Origin of the sequence: Pseudofrankia saprophytica (genome assembly GCF_000235425.2) — a bacterium.
Taxonomy (GTDB): domain Bacteria; phylum Actinomycetota; class Actinomycetes; order Frankiales; family Frankiaceae; genus Pseudofrankia; species Pseudofrankia saprophytica.
In genome coordinates, this window is the sequence record NZ_KI912266.1 from 7,055,879 (window position 1) to 7,075,965 (window position 20,087).

The 20,087-nt window shown below is 73.4% G+C and carries 18 protein-coding genes and 1 tRNA gene; 5 read left to right on the forward strand and 14 right to left on the reverse strand.

Annotated elements, in window-relative coordinates:
- The 4 genes from FRCN3DRAFT_RS55480 to FRCN3DRAFT_RS0229710 all read right to left on the reverse strand — a co-directional run.
- On the reverse strand, window positions 1-1,026 hold a 1,026-nt coding region (locus FRCN3DRAFT_RS55480; RefSeq protein WP_007515864.1), incomplete at its 3' end, for a TerD family protein.
- The gene (locus FRCN3DRAFT_RS0229700) at window positions 1,023-1,442 is read right to left on the reverse strand and encodes a hypothetical protein (protein ID WP_232794194.1); all 420 of its coding nucleotides are present in this window, start codon (window positions 1,440-1,442) and stop codon (window positions 1,023-1,025) included. The genes FRCN3DRAFT_RS0229700 and FRCN3DRAFT_RS55480, both read right to left, overlap by 4 nt.
- A gap of 295 nt (window positions 1,443-1,737) precedes the next feature.
- On the reverse strand, window positions 1,738-2,970 hold the full coding sequence (locus FRCN3DRAFT_RS0229705) for a toxic anion resistance protein (RefSeq protein ID WP_007515866.1): 1,233 nt from the start codon (window positions 2,968-2,970) through the stop codon (window positions 1,738-1,740).
- 230 nt (window positions 2,971-3,200) lie between these two features.
- Window positions 3,201-3,800: a DUF4232 domain-containing protein gene (locus FRCN3DRAFT_RS0229710; RefSeq protein ID WP_007515867.1), complete on the reverse strand. Its 600-nt coding sequence runs from the start codon at window positions 3,798-3,800 to the stop codon at window positions 3,201-3,203.
- 333 nt (window positions 3,801-4,133) lie between these two features.
- On the opposite strand from FRCN3DRAFT_RS0229710, the gene FRCN3DRAFT_RS0229715 reads away from it, so the two are divergent.
- On the forward strand, window positions 4,134-5,204 hold the full coding sequence (locus FRCN3DRAFT_RS0229715) for a TIGR03617 family F420-dependent LLM class oxidoreductase (protein WP_007515868.1): 1,071 nt from the start codon (window positions 4,134-4,136) through the stop codon (window positions 5,202-5,204).
- 28 nt (window positions 5,205-5,232) lie between these two features.
- Here the strand turns inward: FRCN3DRAFT_RS0229715 and FRCN3DRAFT_RS0229720 are convergent, their stop codons facing one another.
- The 6 genes from FRCN3DRAFT_RS0229720 to ssb all read right to left on the reverse strand — a co-directional run bounded on the left by FRCN3DRAFT_RS0229720 (window position 5,233) and on the right by ssb (window position 12,017).
- On the reverse strand, window positions 5,233-6,177 hold the full coding sequence (locus tag FRCN3DRAFT_RS0229720) for a TerB family tellurite resistance protein (RefSeq protein ID WP_007515869.1): 945 nt from the start codon (window positions 6,175-6,177) through the stop codon (window positions 5,233-5,235).
- Between the two features lie 76 nt (window positions 6,178-6,253).
- Window positions 6,254-6,694, reverse strand: coding sequence for an NUDIX domain-containing protein (locus tag FRCN3DRAFT_RS0229725; RefSeq protein WP_007515870.1), 441 nt, complete (start codon window positions 6,692-6,694; stop codon window positions 6,254-6,256).
- Window positions 6,695-6,912: 218 nt separating this feature from the next.
- Window positions 6,913-7,065, reverse strand: a complete 153-nt coding sequence (locus FRCN3DRAFT_RS54410; protein ID WP_157845275.1) for a hypothetical protein — start codon at window positions 7,063-7,065, stop codon at window positions 6,913-6,915.
- 8 nt (window positions 7,066-7,073) lie between these two features.
- On the reverse strand, window positions 7,074-8,783 hold the full coding sequence (locus FRCN3DRAFT_RS0229730) for an NAD-dependent malic enzyme (protein ID WP_007515872.1): 1,710 nt from the start codon (window positions 8,781-8,783) through the stop codon (window positions 7,074-7,076).
- Window positions 8,784-9,008: 225 nt separating this feature from the next.
- Window positions 9,009-11,372 carry a DUF7846 domain-containing protein gene (locus FRCN3DRAFT_RS0229735; protein ID WP_007515873.1) on the reverse strand — a complete coding sequence of 788 codons (2,364 nt, stop codon included), beginning with the start codon at window positions 11,370-11,372 and terminating at the stop codon, window positions 9,009-9,011.
- An 18-nt stretch (window positions 11,373-11,390) separates the two neighbouring features.
- Window positions 11,391-12,017 carry a single-stranded DNA-binding protein gene (ssb, locus tag FRCN3DRAFT_RS49975; protein ID WP_007515874.1) on the reverse strand — a complete coding sequence of 209 codons (627 nt, stop codon included), beginning with the start codon at window positions 12,015-12,017 and terminating at the stop codon, window positions 11,391-11,393.
- A gap of 537 nt (window positions 12,018-12,554) precedes the next feature.
- Here ssb and FRCN3DRAFT_RS0229745 point away from each other — a divergent pair.
- Window positions 12,555-13,436, forward strand: coding sequence for an aldo/keto reductase (locus tag FRCN3DRAFT_RS0229745; RefSeq protein WP_007515875.1), 882 nt, complete (start codon window positions 12,555-12,557; stop codon window positions 13,434-13,436).
- Between the two features lie 460 nt (window positions 13,437-13,896).
- Window positions 13,897-13,972 (forward strand) — tRNA-Arg (locus FRCN3DRAFT_RS0229755).
- Window positions 13,973-14,199: 227 nt separating this feature from the next.
- Here the strand turns inward: FRCN3DRAFT_RS0229755 and FRCN3DRAFT_RS0229760 are convergent.
- Window positions 14,200-14,928 carry a hypothetical protein gene (locus FRCN3DRAFT_RS0229760; RefSeq protein ID WP_007515876.1) on the reverse strand — a complete coding sequence of 243 codons (729 nt, stop codon included), beginning with the start codon at window positions 14,926-14,928 and terminating at the stop codon, window positions 14,200-14,202.
- Window positions 14,929-15,407: 479 nt separating this feature from the next.
- Here FRCN3DRAFT_RS0229760 and FRCN3DRAFT_RS0229765 point away from each other — a divergent pair, with 479 nt between their 5' ends.
- Together FRCN3DRAFT_RS0229765 and FRCN3DRAFT_RS0229770 are read left to right on the forward strand one after the other, a co-directional pair.
- A complete protein-coding gene (locus FRCN3DRAFT_RS0229765; RefSeq protein ID WP_007515877.1) occupies window positions 15,408-16,628 on the forward strand; it encodes a helix-turn-helix domain-containing protein in 1,221 nt (406 codons plus the stop codon).
- A gap of 45 nt (window positions 16,629-16,673) precedes the next feature.
- Entirely contained in the window at window positions 16,674-17,528 is an 855-nt protein-coding gene (locus FRCN3DRAFT_RS0229770) for a DUF72 domain-containing protein (protein ID WP_007515878.1), read from the forward strand.
- Between the two features lie 174 nt (window positions 17,529-17,702).
- On the opposite strand, the gene FRCN3DRAFT_RS0229775 is transcribed toward FRCN3DRAFT_RS0229770, so the two are convergent.
- From FRCN3DRAFT_RS0229775 to FRCN3DRAFT_RS0229785, 3 genes are all read right to left on the reverse strand, one after another.
- Window positions 17,703-18,239, reverse strand: coding sequence for a glutathione peroxidase (locus FRCN3DRAFT_RS0229775; protein WP_007515879.1), 537 nt, complete (start codon window positions 18,237-18,239; stop codon window positions 17,703-17,705).
- A gap of 120 nt (window positions 18,240-18,359) precedes the next feature.
- On the reverse strand, window positions 18,360-18,827 hold the full coding sequence (locus tag FRCN3DRAFT_RS0229780; protein WP_007515880.1) for an acyl-CoA thioesterase: 468 nt from the start codon (window positions 18,825-18,827) through the stop codon (window positions 18,360-18,362).
- A 63-nt stretch (window positions 18,828-18,890) separates the two neighbouring features.
- Window positions 18,891-19,898, reverse strand: coding sequence for an LLM class F420-dependent oxidoreductase (locus FRCN3DRAFT_RS0229785; protein WP_007515881.1), 1,008 nt, complete (start codon window positions 19,896-19,898; stop codon window positions 18,891-18,893).
- Window positions 19,899-20,087 lie beyond the last annotated feature (189 nt).

A 20,087-nucleotide genomic window follows, 5' to 3' on the forward strand; every position in this document is an offset into this window, starting at 1 on the left:
GCTCAGGTCGAGTGGTGAACGCGCCGGGGGCCTGGCCGGCCCGGGTGGCGGCGTGGGCGCCGGTGCGGGCGCGGGCGGCGCCGCCCGGGGCGGGGCGGGTGGCCCTGGCGGCGTAGCGGGTGGTCTTGGCGGCCCGGTCGAGCTCGGGGGAGCCGGGCGGGTCGGAGCCGCGGGCGATCGTGGCGTGACCGGCGGTCGGGACGGTGCCGGGCCTCGCTGCGCCGGTCGGGAGGACGCCGCGGGCTGGCCACCCGCGGGCGGCGGTGACGCCGCCGAGCGGACCGCCCCCGCGACGGCGCGTGGCGGGTGCAGGTGGTCGGCGACCTTGCGGCGCGACCGAGTGGGTGACGTGCGGGTGAGGAAGCCGACGACGTCGGCCGGGCGGGCGGGCACCGGGTCGTGGCCGTTCCCGTCGGTGAACCCGGCGAGGCCCTGGGCGTAGCCCTGGCCGACGGCTCGGAACTTCCAGCCCCCCTGGTGGCGGTAGAGCTCGCCGAAGACGAGGGCGGTCTCCTGCCCGGTTTCGGCCCTGGCGTCGTAGCGGGCGAGCTCGACGCCGTCCGCGTCGTTGAGCACGCGGATGTACGCGCCGTGGACCGACCCGAAGGCCTGCGCCCGGCTGGCCGCGTCGACGATCGCCGCGCCGATCTGCAGCCGGCCGACCTCCGCCGGAACGGCGGCCAGGGTGACGATGAGCGTCTCGACGTCGGCGGTGCCGCCACGCGGCGCGGGCTGCGGGGTGGCTGGCCCCTCGGCCGGGTTCGGCACCTGGTGAGCGAGAAGCACCTCGGTGGACGTCGCGGGCTCGCCAGACCCGCCATGACCAACACTCACGATGCTCACGACGCCGTCCAGCTCGGGCGTGGCCCTGGAGCCAGGCGTGGCCCTGGAGCCAGCGGCACCGGCGGCGGGACCGGCAGCACCAGCCGACGGGACTTCCCAACCGAGCGCGACCCGGAGCCGGTCGATGCCAGGTGCCACGGCGGACAGCAGCACGTTGCCGCCCTTGGGCAGGGTGACGCTCATGCCAGGTCGAGGTCGGATCGGCGGAACTTGGTGTCCAGGAAGCGGGCCTGGATCGCGAGCTTCGCGGCGTCGCCGCTGTAGACGAGATCCTGCAGCTCGCTCACACCCTCGTCGAGCAGGACCAGCTGGCGGATCAGGTCGTCGGCCGGCGACGTACCGGTGACGCCGGGGCGTTCGGCGTACCGCGGCGGCAGCGCCAGGTAGTCCTCGAGCGCCTGCGGCAGGTACTCGGAGATGATCGCCCTGAGGCTCCGCCGTTCCTCGCCGTCCGGCGGCCGGACCCGCAGGTACTCCAGCAACGGCCGGAGGACGTCATCGAGGTCGCGCACGATCGGTACCGCTCCCGGTGGCAGCCGTCCGCCCTCCGCGTCCGCCCGCCCGACGACCGCGGCGAGCTCCCGCGAGAGCTGTCGCACCTGGCCGTCTGCCTCGTCCTCGTCCGGCCGCGGACCGTCCGCGCCAGCGGCACCGTCAGCACGCCGTCGGCGGAACAACGCCCCTCCCGTCCCTGCCATTCGCTACCACGCGACCACCACCCACTACCGCACTCTCGCTACCGCGGGACCATTCGCGGTAGCGGAACCACCCGCGACCGCGACCGCGGGCGACGGACGGCCCGCGCGGACCGGGTGCCGCCGCTGGCAGGTGTCCCCGGTGCGCACCTCGCGGCCCTCGGCCCGCACCTCGTGGCGCCGCCCGGCCAGGACCTGATCAGCGCTCGTTCGCGCGGGCCCGCTCCAGGTACGTCTTCGATCGTCCCACCTGGGTCTCCAGCGCCGCGACCGTCGTCGCCATGCTCTCGACCGCCTTCGAACGGTAGGAGTCGATCTCGTCCATCGTCGCGAAGATGTTGTCGAACGCTGTCTGCAGTGCCTCGACGCTGACCGTCGACGACGACGCCTGCGCCTGGATCTGTCCCGACTGCTGGCGCAGGAGCTCGCTGGTCTGCACGATCATGTTGTTCGTCGTCGCGTTCAGCGCGTTGATCTGGTCGAGCACCAGCTTCTGGTTCGCCAGCGCCTGCGCCACGACCACCGCGGTGCGCAGCGCGGCCACCGTGGTCGTCTGTGCCCGGTCGACGCCCTTGATGAGCTCGATGTTGTTCTTGCGGACCAGGTCGAGCGCCAGGTAGCCCTGGACGCTGACGGCGAGCTGGGTGAGCAGGTCCTGCTGGCGCTGGCGGATGGGGAACAGCGCGTCCGAGGTGAACGCGTCGGCGGCGGCGGGGTCGGTGTACCGCAGCTGCTCGACCTTGGCCGAGACCGCTCCGTCCAGCGCCTTCGCCAGGGTGGCGTACTCGGTGAGCTTGCCCATGGCCACCCACAGGTTGGCCTTCTCCTGCTCGATCGCGGCGTTGTCCTTGCGCAGCTCGTCCTGGCCGGAGCCCAGGGAGGTGATGATGGCGTCGAGCTGCTTCTGCGCCGACTGGTACCGCTGGAAGTAGCTGGCGATCTTGTTGCCGAACGGCACGACGCCGAGGATCTTGCGGGCGCCCTTCAGGTCGGCCCGGCCCGGGTCCAGCTCGGTCACGGTGCGGCGCAGCTCGACCAGCGTGCCGGCCACCCTCGTCTGGGCGTCGGCGACCGGGCCACCCCGGCCGCGGCTCGAACGCATCGCCGCCGCCGGGCGGTCCAGCATCCGGTTGGACACCCGGGCACTCGCGACGATCTCCCGCTCCCCCATGCGGGTGATGTCGTTGATCTTCTCCTGGAAGGCGGGGCTGCGCGGGTCCTGCGCGGCGAGGTCCTCGGCGAAGTCGGCGGCCCGCTGGCGCAGCTGGGCCCTGGTCGCCTCGTCGATCGGCACCATGCTGTCGACCTGGTCGTCCGGGACGATCGGGACGGCCGCCGGGGGCGAGAGCACGAGGGCGCCAGCCTCGGTGGGCTTCGTGGTCGCGACGGTGGGCGGCGCCAGGGGCGCGCCCAGGTTCAGCGAATCCGACATGTCGGTCCTCTCCGCACCGCAAACCCGCTCACCCAGCGTAGGCCGAGATCGGGGGTACCCAGCCTCTTCGAGGCTACGCCGACTTATTTAGCAGATCGGCCGCCGCGTGATGGTCGGCTGAGGGACAGTGCGGGCGGATCCACCGGCTCGCACCGGGCCTGGGCGGTCGCCTACGCGGTGTCGCCCAGGCCCGATGCGCGGCCGTCAGATCATGCCGTCAGGTCACGCCGTCACCTCGTGACCGGCCCGACGTAGAGCTGCTGCACCGACGGGTTGAGGCAGGCGTTGTCGGTCAGCTTCAGGAACCGGGCCGGGCCGCCGGTGGGCGGGAAGATCCTCAGGCCCGCAGCGGGCGTGTAGGTCTTCGCCGTGTCACAGCCAGCCGGAATTCCGGCGTGGACCTCGCGAACGACGAATGTCGCCTTGCCGCCAGGGGCGAGCGTCACCGCCTTGGCCCTGCCAGCCGTGCCCGCCGTCCGCGCTGCCGGGGCGCCGAGCTGCCGTCCGTGCGCGTTGACGAACGCCACGTACGGATAGCCCTTCACCACGCAGCTGTGCCGTCCGACGTTCGTGTAGGAGATCGTCAGATAGGTGCTGCCCGCGGCGCCCTCGCCCCCGACGATGGCCGGGCGCAGCTGGTACGACCAGCAGGACGCCACCATTTTCTGCGCCGGCGGTCCGGACTGCTGGGGCCCGGGCTGCTGGGGCCCCGGCTGCTGGGGCCCCGGCTGCTGGCCGGTCGCCCCATCCGCCGACGCGCCCACCGCCGTCGCACAGACGACGCTGGCCGAGACGGCCGCGGCAACAACGGCCCGACTGATCCTTCGCATGGCGATCCCCCTTCGCGGCGGCCGCGACGCCCGCAGGCGCGGCGACCCGGAGTTCACGTCCAGTCACATGGCTTCGTAGACCGAATCCGCCTGCGCCAGGGTTCTGCCCGCACGACCCCGAGCCTGAACACGGAGAGTGACCGCCAGGCGGCAAACGCCTCGCCAATCCCCCTCCGCCGGGTGAGTTCGGCGGCGGCGACCCACATTCCGCCGGCGGCCGTTCGCGCCGTCGGCACGCTGGTGGCGCCACGTCCGCGGGCCGTGGAATCGTGTCCCTACCCCGCCGGAACGGCACTCTTGGGGCGGTGGGGGAACTGGGGCCGGAGGTGACGGGTGAAGGTCGACGGCACGCTCGGGGCGTTGGAGGCGGCGGCCGGCCAGGCACGCGACGCCGAGGCGGCCGGCTACGACGGTGTCTGGACGGGAGAGGTCAGCCAGGACCCGTTCCTGCCGCTCGCGCTCGCGGCCCAGGCGACCAGCCGCGTCACGGTGGGCACGTCGATCGCCGTCGCGCTGTCCCGCTCCCCCATGTCACTCGCCTACACGGCGAACGACCTGCAGCGGTTCTCCGGCGGCCGGTTCTCGCTCGGTCTCGGCTCGCAGGTCAAGGCGCACATCACCCGCCGGTTCTCGATGCCGTGGGGCCGCCCCGCCGCCCAGATGCGGGAGTTCGTGCTGGCCATGCGGGCGGCCTGGTCGAGCTGGGCGGACGGCACGCCGCTCGCGTTCGAGGGTGAGTACTACGCGCACACGCTGATGCCGCCGGCGTTCGTGCCCGCGCCGCACCCGTTCGGGCCGCCCCGCGTCCTGCTCGCCGGCGTCGGCGACGTGATGACCCGGGTGGCCGGCGAGGTCGCCGACGGCTTCTTCTGCCACTGGTTCACGACCCCGCGCTGGATCCGGGAGCGCACGATCCCCGCGCTCACCGAGGGCCGCCGCCGCGCCGGCGCCACCCTTGCCGGCTTCGACATCGTGGTCGGCGGCTTCGTCGCGACCGGCACCGACGCGGAGATCGCCGCCGGCGTCGCCCGGATGCGCTCGCAGATAGCGTTCTACGGCTCGACCCCGGCGTACCGCGGCGTGCTCGAGCTGCACGGCTGGGGCGACCTCGGCGTCGAGCTGACGGCGCTGTCGAAGCAGAACCGCTGGGCCGAGATGGCCGCCCTCATCGACGACGACATGGTCGAGACGTTCGGCATCGTCGCCGCGCCCGCCGAGCTGCCCGGGCGGATCGCCGAACGGTTCGGCGGCCTCGCCACCCGGATCACCCTCAACCCGCCGGCTTCCTTCGCCCCGGAGCAGACCCGGGAGACCATCGCCGCCGTCCAGGCCCTGCCCGGGGTTCTCGCCGTGGCCGAGGCCGACCCGTCCGCTCTCGCGGCGGAGGCCGCCCGGGTGCCCTGACCGGCCGCCGCCGGGCCCGGGCGGGCGATCAGTCGGCCGGTGGCGGCTCGAGGCCGAGGGCGCGGGCGGCCTCGGCGAGCACGGCCTGCTCGACCGGGGGGAAGGCGCCGTCGATGCGGCCGATCACCTCGCCGAGCCGCAGCACCGCCGTGGCCTCGGCGAGACGTCCGCGGACCCTGGCGACGTCGGCGAGGATCGCCCGCCTGCCGGCGTCGGCGTCGGCCGTCAGCGCCGCCACGTGCGCGTCGAAGGCCTGCTCCAGCTCGCCGGCCGGAAAGTTCGCCATCACCGGGTCGGTCGCGAGGAAGGCGCGCAGGCCGTCGCGCTCGGCCGGGTCGATCCGGCCGTCGGCCGCCGCGACCAGCGCGCACATCGCCACCGCGGCGTCCCGGAACCGCCGGCCCCGCAGCTGGTCGCGGCGAGCGGCGAGCTGACCGCGCAGCGTGGCCACCGGCGGCTGGGTGCCGTACCAGACGGCGCGCGCCGCGCCCGGGGCGAGCGGCCGCCACACCGGGTGGCCGTCGGTGAGCCAGCGCCGCGCGGCCAGGGCCACCGGCAGCGGAGCGAGCCGGGTCACCACGAGGTCGTCGGTCCGCACGGCGCTGACCTCGCGCCCCCGCCACGCCGTGGGCACCGCCACGCCGCCCGGCCAGTCGGCCGCGAAGAGCAGGGTCAGGACATGCTCGGCTCCGGGGGTTCCGTGTGCCCAGGACTCGTCGGCCGGGTCCGCGTCGCTGGCGTCGCCCGCGTCGCCGGTGTGCTCGACGGCGCCGACGAACCGCCAGCCCTGCGTCGAGGGGCCGGCGAGCTCGCCGAGGTGACGCGCGAGCGAGCGCTGGGCGCCCTCGGTGGGGTCCACCGGGCCGCCGGGCAGCGCGTGCCAGACCTGCCCCGGTTCCCGGGTCAGCAGCACTCGGCCGGCTGTCCGCGCGACCATCCGCGCGTCGAGCCGGATGGCGGGAGCCACGGCCATTCCAGGTCCCTTCGGTCGTGATGCGCCCGTCCCGACGAACGCCGGTCGTGGCGGGCGTGGGTCAGGCGGGCGCGGGTCAGGCGGTGGGCAGGGTCGACCGCCACAGCGGCCGGCGCCCCGCGACCCAGCGCTCGATCAGCTCCTTGAGCACGGCCGGCCGTAGCTCCAGGCCAGCCAGGTCCTCGACCGCGATGGAGGCCAGGTGCACGCCCGGGTCGTTGCTGATGATCTGGGCGGCCCACGGCAGCGGGGCCGCGAACACGACGATCAGCTCCTGGAGGACGGCGCCGTCCTCGGTGTGGGTCTGCTCGGTGCAGCCGACGAAGTCGAGTGCGCCGACCTCCAGGCCGGTCAGGCCGTCGGTCTCGCGGCGCAGCGCGTCCTCGACGGTCTCGCCGGGCCGTACCCGCCCACCGGGCAGGAAGTACCAGGTCTGCCCGCGGTGACTGGCCAGCAGGACCCGGTTCTCGTACAGGACGAGCAGCCGAGCGCCGATCTCGGACTGGGAGAGGGCCATCCACACTCCGTGACGGTGAGGGGGCGAGGACGAGGAGCGACGACGATGCGGCGGCCGCCGCGACGCTACAGCCACGCGACGCGGCGGCGGGAACGCAACGACACGAACGAGCAGTGCCACGAACGAGCGGTGAGGCGGCCATGCAGTGACGCGGGCAAGCCATCGATGCACCGTGCGTGCCCATGCTAGGCGTCGAAAGCTCCGCGGAGACCATTTTGTCACCCGCGGGCAAGGCCGGACACGCATCGGGGACGCGACGGGGCCGGGTTGCGGGCGACCAGCGGGCGGTGGGCGGCGGGGGCCGGAGCCGGCAGCAGGCCGCCCCGGTAGCAGGCCGCCCGCTGGCGGGCGGCGCCGTGGCACGAGGGCATCGCCCTTATCAGGCGGCGGCGACGGGGCGGTACTCGGGGCGCCACATTCGAGCCTCGACCTCGCGTCGCGGGTCGGTCAGGGTGGCGCGGGCCAGGCCCTCCGCGACGGCGCACTCGGCGACCGCGGCCGCCACGGTGGCCGACACCGCCCGCAGGTTCTCGACCGGGGGCAGCAACGACGCTCCGGGGGTGCGGGTGTCGACCAGGCCAGCGACGGCGTCGGCCGCGGCGGCGAGCATCCGGTCGCTGATCCGGGCCGCGCGGGCCACGATCGCGCCGAGGCCGAGGCCGGGGTAGAGGAGGGCGTTGTTGGCCTGGCCGATGTGGTGGGTCACGCCGTCGAGAACCACCGGTGCGACCGGGATTCCGGTGCACACCAGCGCCCGGCCCGCTGTCCACGACAGCAGCTGGTGTGGCATGGCCTCGATGCGCTCGGTCGGGTTCGACAGCGGGAAGATGATCGGGCGGTCGACGTGGCGGGCCATCGCCCGGACGATCTCCTCGGTGAAGGCGGCGCGCGCGGTCGAGGTGCCGATGAGAACCGTGGGCCGCACGCTGGCGACCGTCTCCCGCAGCCCGCGGACGCCGCCCTCGTCCCACCAGCCGTCGATCTCGGCGGTCGGGCGGGCGTAGGGCCTCTGGTAGTCGCGCAGGTCGGGCAGGTCGGCGGTGAGGAGCCCGGCCTTGTCGACGCACCAGATCCGCCGGGTGGCCGCGTCCTCGTCCAGTCCGTCGCGGACCATCGCGTCGCGTAGCTGGTCCGCGATCCCCACCCCGGCGGTGCCCGCGCCGAAGATGACGATCCGCTGGTCGCGCGGCCGGGTGCCGGCGACGCGCAGGGCGCCGCGGAGGGCGGCGAGCGTGATGGCGCCGGTGCCCTGCATGTCGTCGTTGAAGGTGCACACCCGGTCCTGGTATCTCCGCAGGATCCGCCTGCCGTTGCCCGGGCCGAAGTCCTCCCAGTGCAGCAGCGCGTTCGGGAACAGCTCGGTGGCCGCGGCGACGTAGGCGTCGATGAGCTCGTCGTAGCCGGGCCCGCGGACACGTGGGTGCCGGTTGCCGACGTAGGCCGGGTCGCCGCGCAGGGCGGAGTTGTCGGTGCCAACGTCGAGTCCGACCGGGACGACCCGTGCCGGGTCGATGCCGGCGGCCGCCGTGTAGACGGCGAGCTTGCCCGCCGCGATGTCGATCCCGCCGACGCCCCAGTCGCCGATCCCGAGGATCTCCTCGGCGTCGGAGGCGACGAGCAGGTCGACGTCGTCGGGCCCCAGACCGAGATCGGCCAGCGCCGCCCGGACCCGCCAGGGCTCGTTGACCGACAGGTAGATCCCGCGCGGACGCCGGTACTCGTGGCTGTACCGCCGGATCGCCTCTCCGATCGTCGGGTCGTAGACGATCGGCAGCAGTTCGGCGAGGTGGTCGCCGAGCAGCCGGTAGTAAAGCACCTCGTTGTTGTCCCGCAGCGCCGTCAGGAAGATGTTCTTGAGCAGGTCCGTCGGCTGTTCCCGGTACTGTCCGTAGACGCGGGCGACCTGTTCGTCCAGCGTCTGCACGGCCGGCGGCAGCAGGCCCTCCAGCCCGAGCGCGGCGCGTTCCTGTCGGGTGAAGGCCGTCCCCTTGTTCAGCAGCGGCGCGTCGAGCACCTCGGCCCCGCGGGCCGTCGTGCGCAGCGTGCCGCCCTCGGACCAGAATGTCCGCCGGGACACCGCCACCGCCATGAGACCACCCCCAGGTCCCGCCCCGCCCGCTGGTACTCCGACCTCGTACCGCGGCGTCGGTCGACTACACGCTGTTGCCTACCCCTGTTGACGCTGTTGCCTACCCTGTTGCCGGCCGGTGGAGCCGCTCCGGCGGCCAACCTCCGGATCTCTGCCGTGCTGACGGTCGGGACCGGGCCGGCGGTCTGGGCCGGGCCGGCGGTCTGGGCCGGGCCGGCGGTCTCGTCAGCGGGACGCGGTGATGTGGAGCTGCGGGGGTTCGCGGCCCGGGGTGGTGGCGACCTGGCCGGTGGAGGTGACGACGGTGACCGCGCCGTCGGCCGCGGCGACGGTCGGGGCCAGCTCACGGTCGACGAACTGCTCCTTGCCGGTGTCCGCCGGGGTCAGGTAAAGCGCGAGCGCCACCGTCCTGTTGCCTGGTTTGAGCTGCCGCGACGGGGCCCGGCGGGTGACCTTCGGGTCGCCGACGAGGCCGGTCTCCGGGGTCAGGCCGCGCAGCGTCGCGCCGTCGGCGTCCACGACCAGCCTCGCGGTGACCGGCCGGGAGGGGTCGATCGGGTAGGAGACGTCGCCGGCATTGGTGGTGAGAACGAGACGGGCCGCCTTGGCCGTTTCGTACGCCGGGTCGACGGTCACGTCCAGCGTGACGGTGTCGCCGGTGCGGGTGGCCAGGCTCTCCAGGCGGGTCCCGGACGGCGAGCCGGGTGTCCGGTTGTAGGCGGGCGGGATCCGCAGCAGGTAGGCGGGCCGGTCGGGGTCGCGGGCGAGGACCGCGAGGTCGGCCGCACCGCCGCGGGTGACCGCCCACAGCACCCGGCCGTCGAGCTCGGGCGGGTTCGCGGCGAGCGATGTCGGGTGCATCAGGTACAGCGGGTCGACCGAGAGGAACACCAGCGGGTCTCCGGGCAGCCCGTCGATCGCCGCGTCGAGGTCCCGGTCGTGGCGGGTGAGCGTCAGGTTTGCCGGGATCGCCGTCGCCAGCACGAGGCAGGTGAGCCCGGCGGCGACGGCCGCCGCGGCCTGGGCGAGCCGGGGCCGCCAGGCGGCCAGGTCCACCAGCCCACGGGCCCCCAGCTGGACGAGGACGGCCAGCACCGGAAGCATGTAGAACGGCCCGATGTAGCGGATACCGCCCCACAGGAAAGCCGCGTTCCACCCGCCCCAGAAGGCGACGTAGCCGGCGAGGAACACCAGCGCACCGGCGCCGAGCGCGAGCCCGGCGCCACCGACCCGGCGGCGCGCGACCGCGCCGATCGCGCAGGCGAGCAGGACGACCCCGCCGCACGCCCACCCACCCAGCAGGAACAGGTGGTCGCCGACCGAGGCGAGCCCGTCGAGGAAGCCGAAGTGGTGGGCCCGGTCCGTCGGGTAGAGCCGGCGGACCCCGAAGCCCATCTTGTCCTCGGACTCCAGGTAGCTGAACGGCAGCCGCAGCGCCGAGCCGGTCGCGGCCGCGTTGAACGCGAGCAGCAACGCGGCCGGCACCGCGAGGCCCGCGCAGACCCAGCCGACCAGCAAGGCACGCCGGCCACGCGCCGTCACCACCGCCCAGACGGCGACCGGCGCCAGCAGGGTCAGCGCGTCGAACGGCCGTACTGCCACCGCTGTACCGGCCGCCAGGCCGGCACCGGCCAACGCCCACCGACTCCGATCCCGCCAGCCGCCCCGACCGGCCGGGGCAGGCGGAGCGGGCGGGCCGGTCGAGTCGCGCGGCCCGCCGTCGGTGCTGGGTGTCGCCCTGACCGCGCGCAGGCCTCGCAACAGCCCGAGCACCGCCAGCTCCATCATCACCAGCACCGGCAGATAGGCCAGCAGCATGCCGTCGAGCAGCACCACCAGCGGGGACGCGGTGAACAGCGTCGCCGCCACCGCGGCGACCCGCCGGTCACCGAACAGCGCCAGCCCGAGGCGATAGGTGACGACGACGGCCGCGGCGGCGATGGCCGCGAGCCCGGCGCCGAAGCCGCCGGTGACGAGCAGACTCAACGCGAACAGCGCCGGCACGAACGGCGTGTACTTCAGCACGTAGTGCCCGTGGCTGGGCACCGCGAGCCAGGGCGCGTACGAGGCGGCCGGGTCGCCGGCGACCGGGAACAGCCGGCCGGCGGCCAGGGTCTGTGCCTGCAGCCGGTACAGCGCCTCGTCGTTGTTGATGGAGAGGTAGGGGAACAACAGGTACTTCACCAGCAGCGCGAGCACGGCCGCGACGAGCGCGAGCACCGCCACGTAGCGCCCCGCCGGGCTGACGGCCGCGAGGCGCCCGGCGACAGCGGCCAACGCGCGCCGATCAGGGCTGGCCGCGGTCCTCGCCGGGTTGGGTGGCGCCGACTCCCGGCCCTCGGGTGCCCGCTCGCGGCCCTCCGATGCCGGCGGCCTGTCCTCGGGCTCTGGCGAGAGACCACCGGACGCGGGGCGAGGGCCGCCGTGACCACCGTCGCCAGGCCCGGGCGGAGAGGTGGTCGTTCGAGGTGCCGCGGTCTGGCCGGGAACGGCGGCCGCGGCGCCTGGCCATTCCCGGTCGTCGCGCACGCTGGTCACCGGGGTGAGCGTATCCGTCGAGCGGGAACGCTCCGGATCGAGGTACGGCACGATTGGTCACCTCCAGTCTCAGCGCGTGTCGGCGGCGTCAGGCCAGTCGGGCCGGACTTCGTCAGGTACCTCACCGGAGAGTTCGTCAGGCTGCGCCGCGCCGGTGTAGGTGAAGGAATCGCCGCCCAGGTCGCTGTCTGCCCAGGGCACGGTCTCGTCGAGCGCCGGGCCCGGCCCGGCCTGTGCGTCGCCGTCGTACCCGCCGCCGGCTACCGGGCCGGTGTCGGCGGCGGTGTCGGGCGGCGCGTCGGACAGGCCGGCGGGGCGCTCGCCGGCACCGCCGCGGGCCGTGCGCATGACGCGGGCGGGACGCCAGGCCAGCTCGGGGCCCACGGCGTCCGCCTCGATCTCGTAGCGCCGGCGTCGCTCGCCCTGCGCGTTGTCGAACTCGCGAAGCCGGAGCCGCCCGATGAGCAGCGCGCGGTCGCCCTTGTTCAGCGTGGCGGCGACGTTCTCGGCCAGCCTGCGCCAGCAGGTGACCTCGATGAACAGCGGCGGCCCGTCGACCCAGCGGTTCTCCTTGCGGTCGTAGCGGCGCGCCGTCGAGACGATGCGGAAGGAGCAGAGATAGGTGCCGTTGGGGGTCACCTTCAGGTTGGGGTTCTCGATGACGTTGCCGACGAGGCTGATGGTGGCGTCGAGCATGTTGTGGCCTTCCGGGGCACGGGTCCGCTGGGCTGACGCGAGGTGGCTGAGGCGCGCTGGCGGAAATCGGGGGGCGGGCCGGCGGGTCGCCGGCGGCGCGATCAGGATCACCGACGACAGCCGAGGCGGGAAGCGAGCAGGCGCTGTCTGTGGACGAGGGCGCACTTGTCCACAGGCGGGCCACCGCTCGCGAACGATCTCGTGGACCTGGGAACACTGGCCCCTGGGACGCGGTTGCCAGCGACGGACGGTCGGGAACAAGGACCAGGAAGGCCACGGGCACAGGCCGGGGGCGAGTCGACCCGAGGTGACGGGTGGCACGCGCTGACCGGCGGACGCCGACGAGCCCGGCGGCGCTGACCGGCGGACGGCGGGGCAGTCAGCGACTGTCCCGCGTGCTCCTGTCCCGCGCCGCCAGCGCCGGCGCCGGGCCCCGCGATTTCCCAGGGTCGCCGACCCGATGGCTGGCCGGGCCCACAGGGCGAGCGGGGCGCGGGCCGTGACGCACGGACCTACAGGAACGACGAGGAGACGAACATGCCGAGTGCGACGGACACGTCACAGCCGACGGCCAGCGCCAGCGGGACCTTCACGATCGGCGGTGACCTGCCGGTGCGCCGGCTCGGCTACGGCGCCATGCAGATCACCGGACCCGGGGTATGGGGTCCGCCGGCTGACCCGGAGGGCGCCGTCCGGGTGCTGCGACGCGCCGTCGAGCTGGGTGTGAACTTCATCGACACCGCGGACTCGTACGGGCCCTATGTCAGCGAGGAGCTGATCGCCGAGGCCCTCCACCCGTACCCGGACGACCTGGTGATCGCCACCAAGGCCGGCTTCGTCAGGACGGGGCCGTCCGTGTGGGTCCCGGTCGGCCACCCGGCGTACCTCCGCCAGGAGGTGGAGATGTCGCTGCGCCGGCTGAAGCTGGAGCGCATCGACCTGCTCCAGCTGCACCGCATCGACCCGAAGACCCCAGTGGAGGAGTCTCTCGGCGAGCTGAAGGCGCTGCAGCAGGAGGGGAAGATCCGTCACATCGGCCTGTCCGAGGTGAGCGTCGACGAGCTCGCGCACGCCCGCACGATCGTCGACATCGTGAGTGTGCAGAACCGGTACAACCTGGCCGACCGCGCCTCCGAGGACGTCCTCGACTACGCGGAGCGGGAAGATCTCGGCTTCATTCCGTGGTTCCCGGTCGGCACCGGCAAGCTCGCCCGGCCGGGTGGCCCGCTGGACGCCGCGGCGGCGGCCCACGACGCGACGCCCGCCCAGCTCGCCCTCGCCTGGCTGCTGCGCCGCTCGCCGGTGATGCTCCCGATCCCCGGCACCAAGTCCGTCGATCACCTCGCGGAGAACATCGCCGCGGCCAGTTTCACCCTGACCGACGACGAGTTCCAGGCGCTGGAGGCCGCCGGTCGCTGACCGGAGCCGCTGGAGCGGACGCTGTCTCGGTGGGATCCCGCGTGCCTCGGACCGGAGGATCCCACCGAGTCAGCTGGCGCTTCCTCAGCCGCACGGCGGGCCGACGAGCGACGGGCCTGGCGAGTCGGGCCGGAGCTGCCGCCGAGGACCGACCGGGGCGCTCCGACAACACCGAAGAGCCGCTCGCGTCAGCGCCCGGACACGGTGATACAAGGCACGGTGACCGAGATCGCCCGTCAGCGGCGCGTCGGGACCTTTAGCCTGTGGCGAAAGACTCCCAGCACGGGCATCATCGGCGTGGCCCACACGAGGGAGATCGGAGTTCCCACTCTGACAGCCTTCGTCCGTCTCGACAGCCGTCAGCGGCCGCGCCTCAGCGGCTGAGCGGGCAGCGCTGTCGACGACGCGGGCCGCCTCGTCCCACCGTGCGGCCAACACCAGGCCGCACAATGGAACATGAGCGCCCGTAGCTCAGCGGATAGAGCGAGTGCCTTCTAAGCACTGGGTCGCAGGTTCGATCCCTGCCGGGCGCGCCAGCAAGATCGCGCAGACCTGGGGCCCGCACAGCGGACCGGACCGCCTTCCGGTCCTGCATATCGCCGGAAGGCCGCACCGCACCGCACCGTGCCGTCACGGCCGGATGCCCGTGCCGTCACGAAGCCGCCCACGCGACGAGGTGGCGGAGTTCAACGCGGGATTCGCGACCCTCACCAGGTTGCACGCCCGTCCGTAGCCAGGGACCCGCCGACCGGCTCGGCCGCCGTCAGCCGCGGGAGAGCCGGCGGCCCTCGCGGAAGAAGTCGACGGCGTCGGCGACCGAGTGAATCTTGTCCCAGGTGATGTAGGCCCCGAAGGACACGTTCCAGTACCCGTCCGGAGAGGGCGGCGGCGGCTCCGGTGGGCCGACGTACAGGTAGGGCCGCTCGATGTACTCGTCGCCTGGCGAGGCGCCGTAGTTGATGTCCGCGGCGCGGATGGCGACGTCGGCGTGCTCGGGCCACAGCGTGATGCCGGTCGGCTCGTCGCCGGGGATCTCGGCCCGCCACCGGCGCAGCGCCGCGTCACCGAGGGCGTACCAGTAGGCGATCCGGCTGGCCGCGGCCGCGTCGACGGCCAGCGGCGCGTCCGGGTCGCAGGGCGTGCTCAGGTGGTAGACCTCGGCGGGGCCTCCGGGCGCGGGCAGCCCGGTGAGCGTCGCGGCGGCCGCCAACGTGCTCAGCGGGGCCCGCGACACCTCCGCGCCGGACGCCCCGTCGCTCGGGGCCACGCTGACGACCAGGTCTGTGCCGTCGACGGCGATGGTCCTGCGCTCGTCGCCGAACGGCGGCGTGCCGAACCCGCCCGGAGTGACAACCAGGCCGATCCGGCCGGTGGCGCGGTGGCGCGCGGCGGCCAGCACGTGTTCGGCGACGGCGTGCAGTGCGGCGCGAGTGCGGACGAAGCTGTCGTCGACGTCGGTGCTCTGGCGATCGACGTCAGTGCTCTGGTTCACGAAGCCTCCCACCGGGCCCACGCGAGGGTACGACGCCCGGCAGAGGACATGATGGTCCGGCTTCTCCGTCAGCGCGGCGCAATGGCGATCACCCCAACCCGGCTACCTGGCGGAGCCCTTGGGCGCGTCGCCGAGCGGAGAGCCGCGGAGCAGTGAGGCGCGGAGTGGACAGGCGCAGGGCGGAGAGTGGTCTGGCATGGTCGGTCACCGCCCCAACAGGTTCCGGAGGCGGTGACCGACCAACGCCGGCCCCCCGTGCCGCGAGCCGAGGTTATCGGCCTGGCGCGCCGTGCCGACGCCCGTCGCGGCGACACAGCGTCCTGGCTGTCCCGTCCCGTCCTGTTTCGCGGGCCGGGCTGGAAGAATCACCCGGACAGGTACTCCCCGTGTCGGTTCGACACCCGCCGGCCACCGGCCGGTGAGCGCGAGACGACCGCCCGGGCACGCCTGTCGGCCATGACGCGAAGGAGCGCGACCTGATGACGGAGCCGGGGATGGAGCCGGTACCCGACCCCGCGTCGGTCTCGACCGAGGACGAGCTGCGTATCGCCATGCTTGGCCTGCTGGGCGACTCCTACGACCGTGCCGTGGAGCGACGGACCGGGCTGTCCAAGACGACGGTCAACGACCTGCGCAACGGGCGCAGACGGCTGACCTCGAAGACCCTGACCCTGATCGTGGAGGCCTACGACCCAAACCGGCGGGAGGCCTGGCTCCTGGCCTGGCGGCGGGTCAACGCACGGCCCGCGACCGCGACCGCGGGGGCGGGCGCCGGAACGGGCACGGGCGGAGACTCCGACGGAGTCTCCGCGCCAGGCGGCCGGCCGACCGACACCGCGACCGGTCGGGAGGCGGCGCGACCAACGCCACTGGCGGCACCGGCGGCGGGACGGCCAGCGCGGCCGGAACGGCCGTGGTCCGTTTCCTGGCGGATGGCCTCTCTGACGGTCGGCGCGGCGCTGGTGGCGAGCACCATCGCGATTCTGATCACCTTCTTCGCGGTGCGCGGCGACGAGCCAGCGACCGCGGCGACGGGTCCGGCTGGGGGGCTGACGCCGGCCGCCACCGCGCCGGGCCTGCCCGGCGGCGGGAGACCGCTGGGGGGCGGGCCTCCACCCCTCGGGGGCAGTCACGGTGCGGCCGGCCCGGTCGGCGGGCCGGGCCCGCCGCGCGCCGACATGAGTCCGCCACCCGATGGGGCGACGCCCGCGCCCGGGGGTTGCTACTCCCTGCCGTTGCAGACCCCGGCAGACGTCGTGACGGAGCCTGGCGCCGAGTCGGCCGGCATCCGGTTCGCCGAGATGCGCTACACCTACTATCCGTCCTGGCATCCGGCGTTGGCTGTCGGTGGCCGGCTCAGCGGGCCGGTTCCGCACGGTTGGCGGCTGGTCGCGGCCGCCTGGGCCGACCCCGCGACGGCCGACTCGACCGTCGCCCACAATCCCGGCGACGGCCGGTTCTACCCCGGCGACGAGCTGGTGACGAGCGACCAGAACTGCTTCACGGTCCAGCCGTACAACCTGGGCTACGGCGGATACGAGGGAATCACGACTCGCGTCTACGCCATGCTCGTGGAGGCGGCCAAGGTCCTGCCCTTTGTTCGGGCCGCCGGCCAGCTCGGCGGCCTCGCCGACGCCGACCTCGCGCACTGGGACGTCCGCGTACTGGGTTACGCCGTCGTCCCGTCCCGCCCCGAGTGACAGGCGTCGGCCGGCCGGGCCCGACCAGGGTGGAGGACTGAGGGCATGCGGCTACACGTGGGGTGCGCGATGTGGGCCCACAAGTCGTGGCAGGGGCGCTTCCTTGCCCATCCGCTGCCGGCGCACGAGCGGCTGCGGCACTATGCCAGCTGGTGCAACGCCGTCGAGGGGAACACGACGTTCTACGCGACGCCGAGCAGGGAGACCGCCGAGTCCTGGGCGCGCCAGACCGACCCTGACTTCTGTTTCCTGCCCAAGCTGCCCAAGCTGATCACCCACGAACGCTGCCTCGCCGACGTCGACGAGCCGTTGCGCGCTTTCCTGGACGCCGTCGAGCCGCTCGGCCCCCGCGCGCGCACGCTCTGGATCCAGCTGCCGGGGGCGTTCGGACCAGCCGACGTCTCCCTGCTCGCCCGCTTCCTCGGCCAGCTCACCACGTCCCACCGGTATGCCGTCGAGGTCCGCCACCCGGCCTTCTTCGACGACCCGCGCGCGGCACGGCTTCTCGAGGGAGCGCTCGCGGCCGTGGACGCCGAATGGGTTCCCTTCGACACGACCACGTTCTTCGCGAACCCTCCCGCCACTGACGCCGAGCGGGACGCCTGGGCCAAGAAACCCCGCGTGCCGTTCCGGTCGGCCGCGCTGACCGACCGTCCGGTAGTCCGCTACCTTGGCCGCGACGATTCCGCGCGGACGGTCGAGGGCTGGCAACGGTGGGTCGACATCGTCGCCGGGTGGCTGCGCGAGGGCCGCTCGCCCACCGTCTTCATCCACACCCCGGACAACGCCGAGGCGCCGCTGCTCGCCCGCCGTTTTCATGAGGACGTCCGGGCCCGCGTGCCCGATCTCGACCCGCTGCCGCGGGAGCTCCTGCCAGCGGAGCCCCAGACCCTGTTCTAGGGCCCGCGCTGAAGGCCCGCCATCACCAGCCGCCGCCGCGGCCGGCCCTCACCAACCGTCTTCACCAACCGCCGTCACCGTCCCCCGTCACCCCCGCCGCCGCGGCCGGCCGCGAGAGCGGGGAGCGCGGGGAGGCCGCGGCGGCGGGCGGGCAGCCAGCTGGCGCCGTGGGCGCTAGCCGAGGAGGGCGTCGAGATCGGGGCGGATCTCCTCCGGGGTCACCGGCGGCTCGTAGCGGCGGATCACCTCGCCGTCGCGGCCGACGAGGAACTTCGTGAAGTTCCACTTGATCTCGTCGGTGCCGACCCGGTCCGGGAAGGTCTTCGCGACGAAGTCGTACAGGAATCCGGACTGCGGCCCGAAGTCACCCGGCGCCTCGGTACGCAGGTAACCGTATAGCGGGGCGGTGTTCGATCCGTTGACGTCGATCTTGCTGAATATCGGGAATGTAACGTCGTACGACGCCTTGCAGAAGTCCTGGATCTCGGCGTCCGTACCCGGCTCCTGCTCCATGAACTGGTTGCAGGGAAAGCCGAGGATCTCCAGGCCGCGGCCGTGCAGCTCGCGGTAGAGCGCCTCCAGGCCCTCGTACTGCGGCGTCAGGCCACACTTGCTGGCGACGTTGACGATCAGCAGCGCCTGGCCGGCGTAGTCACCGAGTGACCGCGAACCGCCGTCTGCGGTCGCGACACTGAAGTCGTACACACCCATGATCGGTCCAACTCTCCTGATAAATCGTCCGAAGGCTGACATAGCTGACGCTACTGGCCGGTCCCTGGTCCGTCGTCAAAGAAGTGGACAAGGACAGGTGACCACGGGCGGGCGACCAGGTCATCCGGCGCGGAAGGCCATCTTCTCGAGCAGCGCGCGGCGGTCGGGCGGCACCGGCGTCGTCGAGCCGTCGACCCGGTGCACCAGCACCGTGTCGCACAACCCGAGGCAGGTCCCCTCGTGAAACAGCCCCGAGAAGTAGACCACCGATGACCGGCCGATCCAGCCGATCGCGACGCCCACCTCATAGTTCGCCGGGTAGTGGGCCTCGGCGAGGTAGTCGACCCGGGACTGGGCGACGACGAAGTGGAACGGCCCCGACCTCGCCGAGCCAGGCGTGCCGAACAGGCCGAGCAGCTGGTTGTTGAACGCCGCCCGCGCGTCCTCGTAGTAGGCGACGACAGCGACGTTGTTGATGTGGCCGAGGTTGTCGACGTCGGCGAAGCGGGCCCGGATCTCGTGCACCCACGGGTACCGCGCCAGGTCACGCCGGTCGTCCTCGCGCACCGGCCGACGCCCACCGTCCATGCGGATTTCCCTTCCCCAGTGTGATCCGCGTTCCCGAACGTGATCCGCGCGCGGTCGCCGGGACTACTTGGCGGCCGCGAGCAGCTCCGTCCACAGGGACGGGTCCGCGTCATAGGCGCTGTACAGCGTCGTGCGCTGATAGATCTTGCCGACCTTCTCGACGAGCTTCGGCCCGACCTCGGCGGGCGTTCCGACGACGGAGAACTCGTGCAGCATCTCGTCGGTGATCACGTCGGCCATCTCGTCCCAGCGGCCCTGCTTGGACAGGGTGTTGAGCTCGCCCTGCGCGTCGCCCCAGCCGTGCGCCTCCAGCACCGCCCGGTAGGAGGGCGTGGAACCGTAGAACGCGATGCGCTTCTTCGTCCCGAAGACGGCCGCGGCCATCTCCTCCTGCGTGCGCCCGACGGTGACGAACGACGGCCCGTTGACGACGAAGCCGTCGAGGTCCCCCTTGCCCACCTTGGCCCGCCCGCGCAGCAGCGCCGGGATGGTGACCTGCTCGAGATAGCGGTTGGTCGTGAACGGGTGCACGAAGAACCCGTCCGCGGCCTCGCCCGCGACCTCGGTCATCAGCTCCCCGACGGCCGCCAGGAAGATCGGCGGCGGCCCGTACTCGTGCGGCTCCGGGGTGAAGAACGGAGTCATCAGCGTGTGGGTGTAGAAGTCGCCGCGGAAGTCCAGCTTCACGCCGTCCTGCCAGGTCGCCCAGATCGCCCGGGTGGCCAGGATCAGCTCGCGCATCCGCGCCGCGGGCCGGGACCAGGGCATCGAGAACCGGCGCTCGATGTGCGGCTTGATCTGCGAACCGAGGCCGAGGACGAAGCGGCCGCGGGAGTAACCGGCCAGGTCGTAGCCGATGTTCGCGAGCGTCATCGGGGTCCGGGCGAAGCCGATCGCGATCGCCGTACCGATGGTGACGGTCTCGGTCGCCATCGCGGCCTGCAGGCACTGCAGGAACGGGTCGTGCTTCGTCTCGGAGGCCCACGCTCCCGCGTAGCCGGCACCCTCGATCTTCGCGGCCTCCGCCTGCGTCGCCCCGATGTCGTCGGACAGGCTCGCGTCGATCTTCATCCGGTCTCCTCCGCTGGCCGCGTGGCCGCGCCACCGCGCTGGGGCTACTGAGCTGACTACAGGGGCTGGCGCTCCGGGCCGGCCTCTCGCCCGGGCGCGTCGCGCCCAGGGTGAGGTGTGCCGGCCGGCCCGGTCGATAGCCCTGGGACACGCTCCCGCCAGGCGGCCGGCTGGAGCAACCGTTCGGGT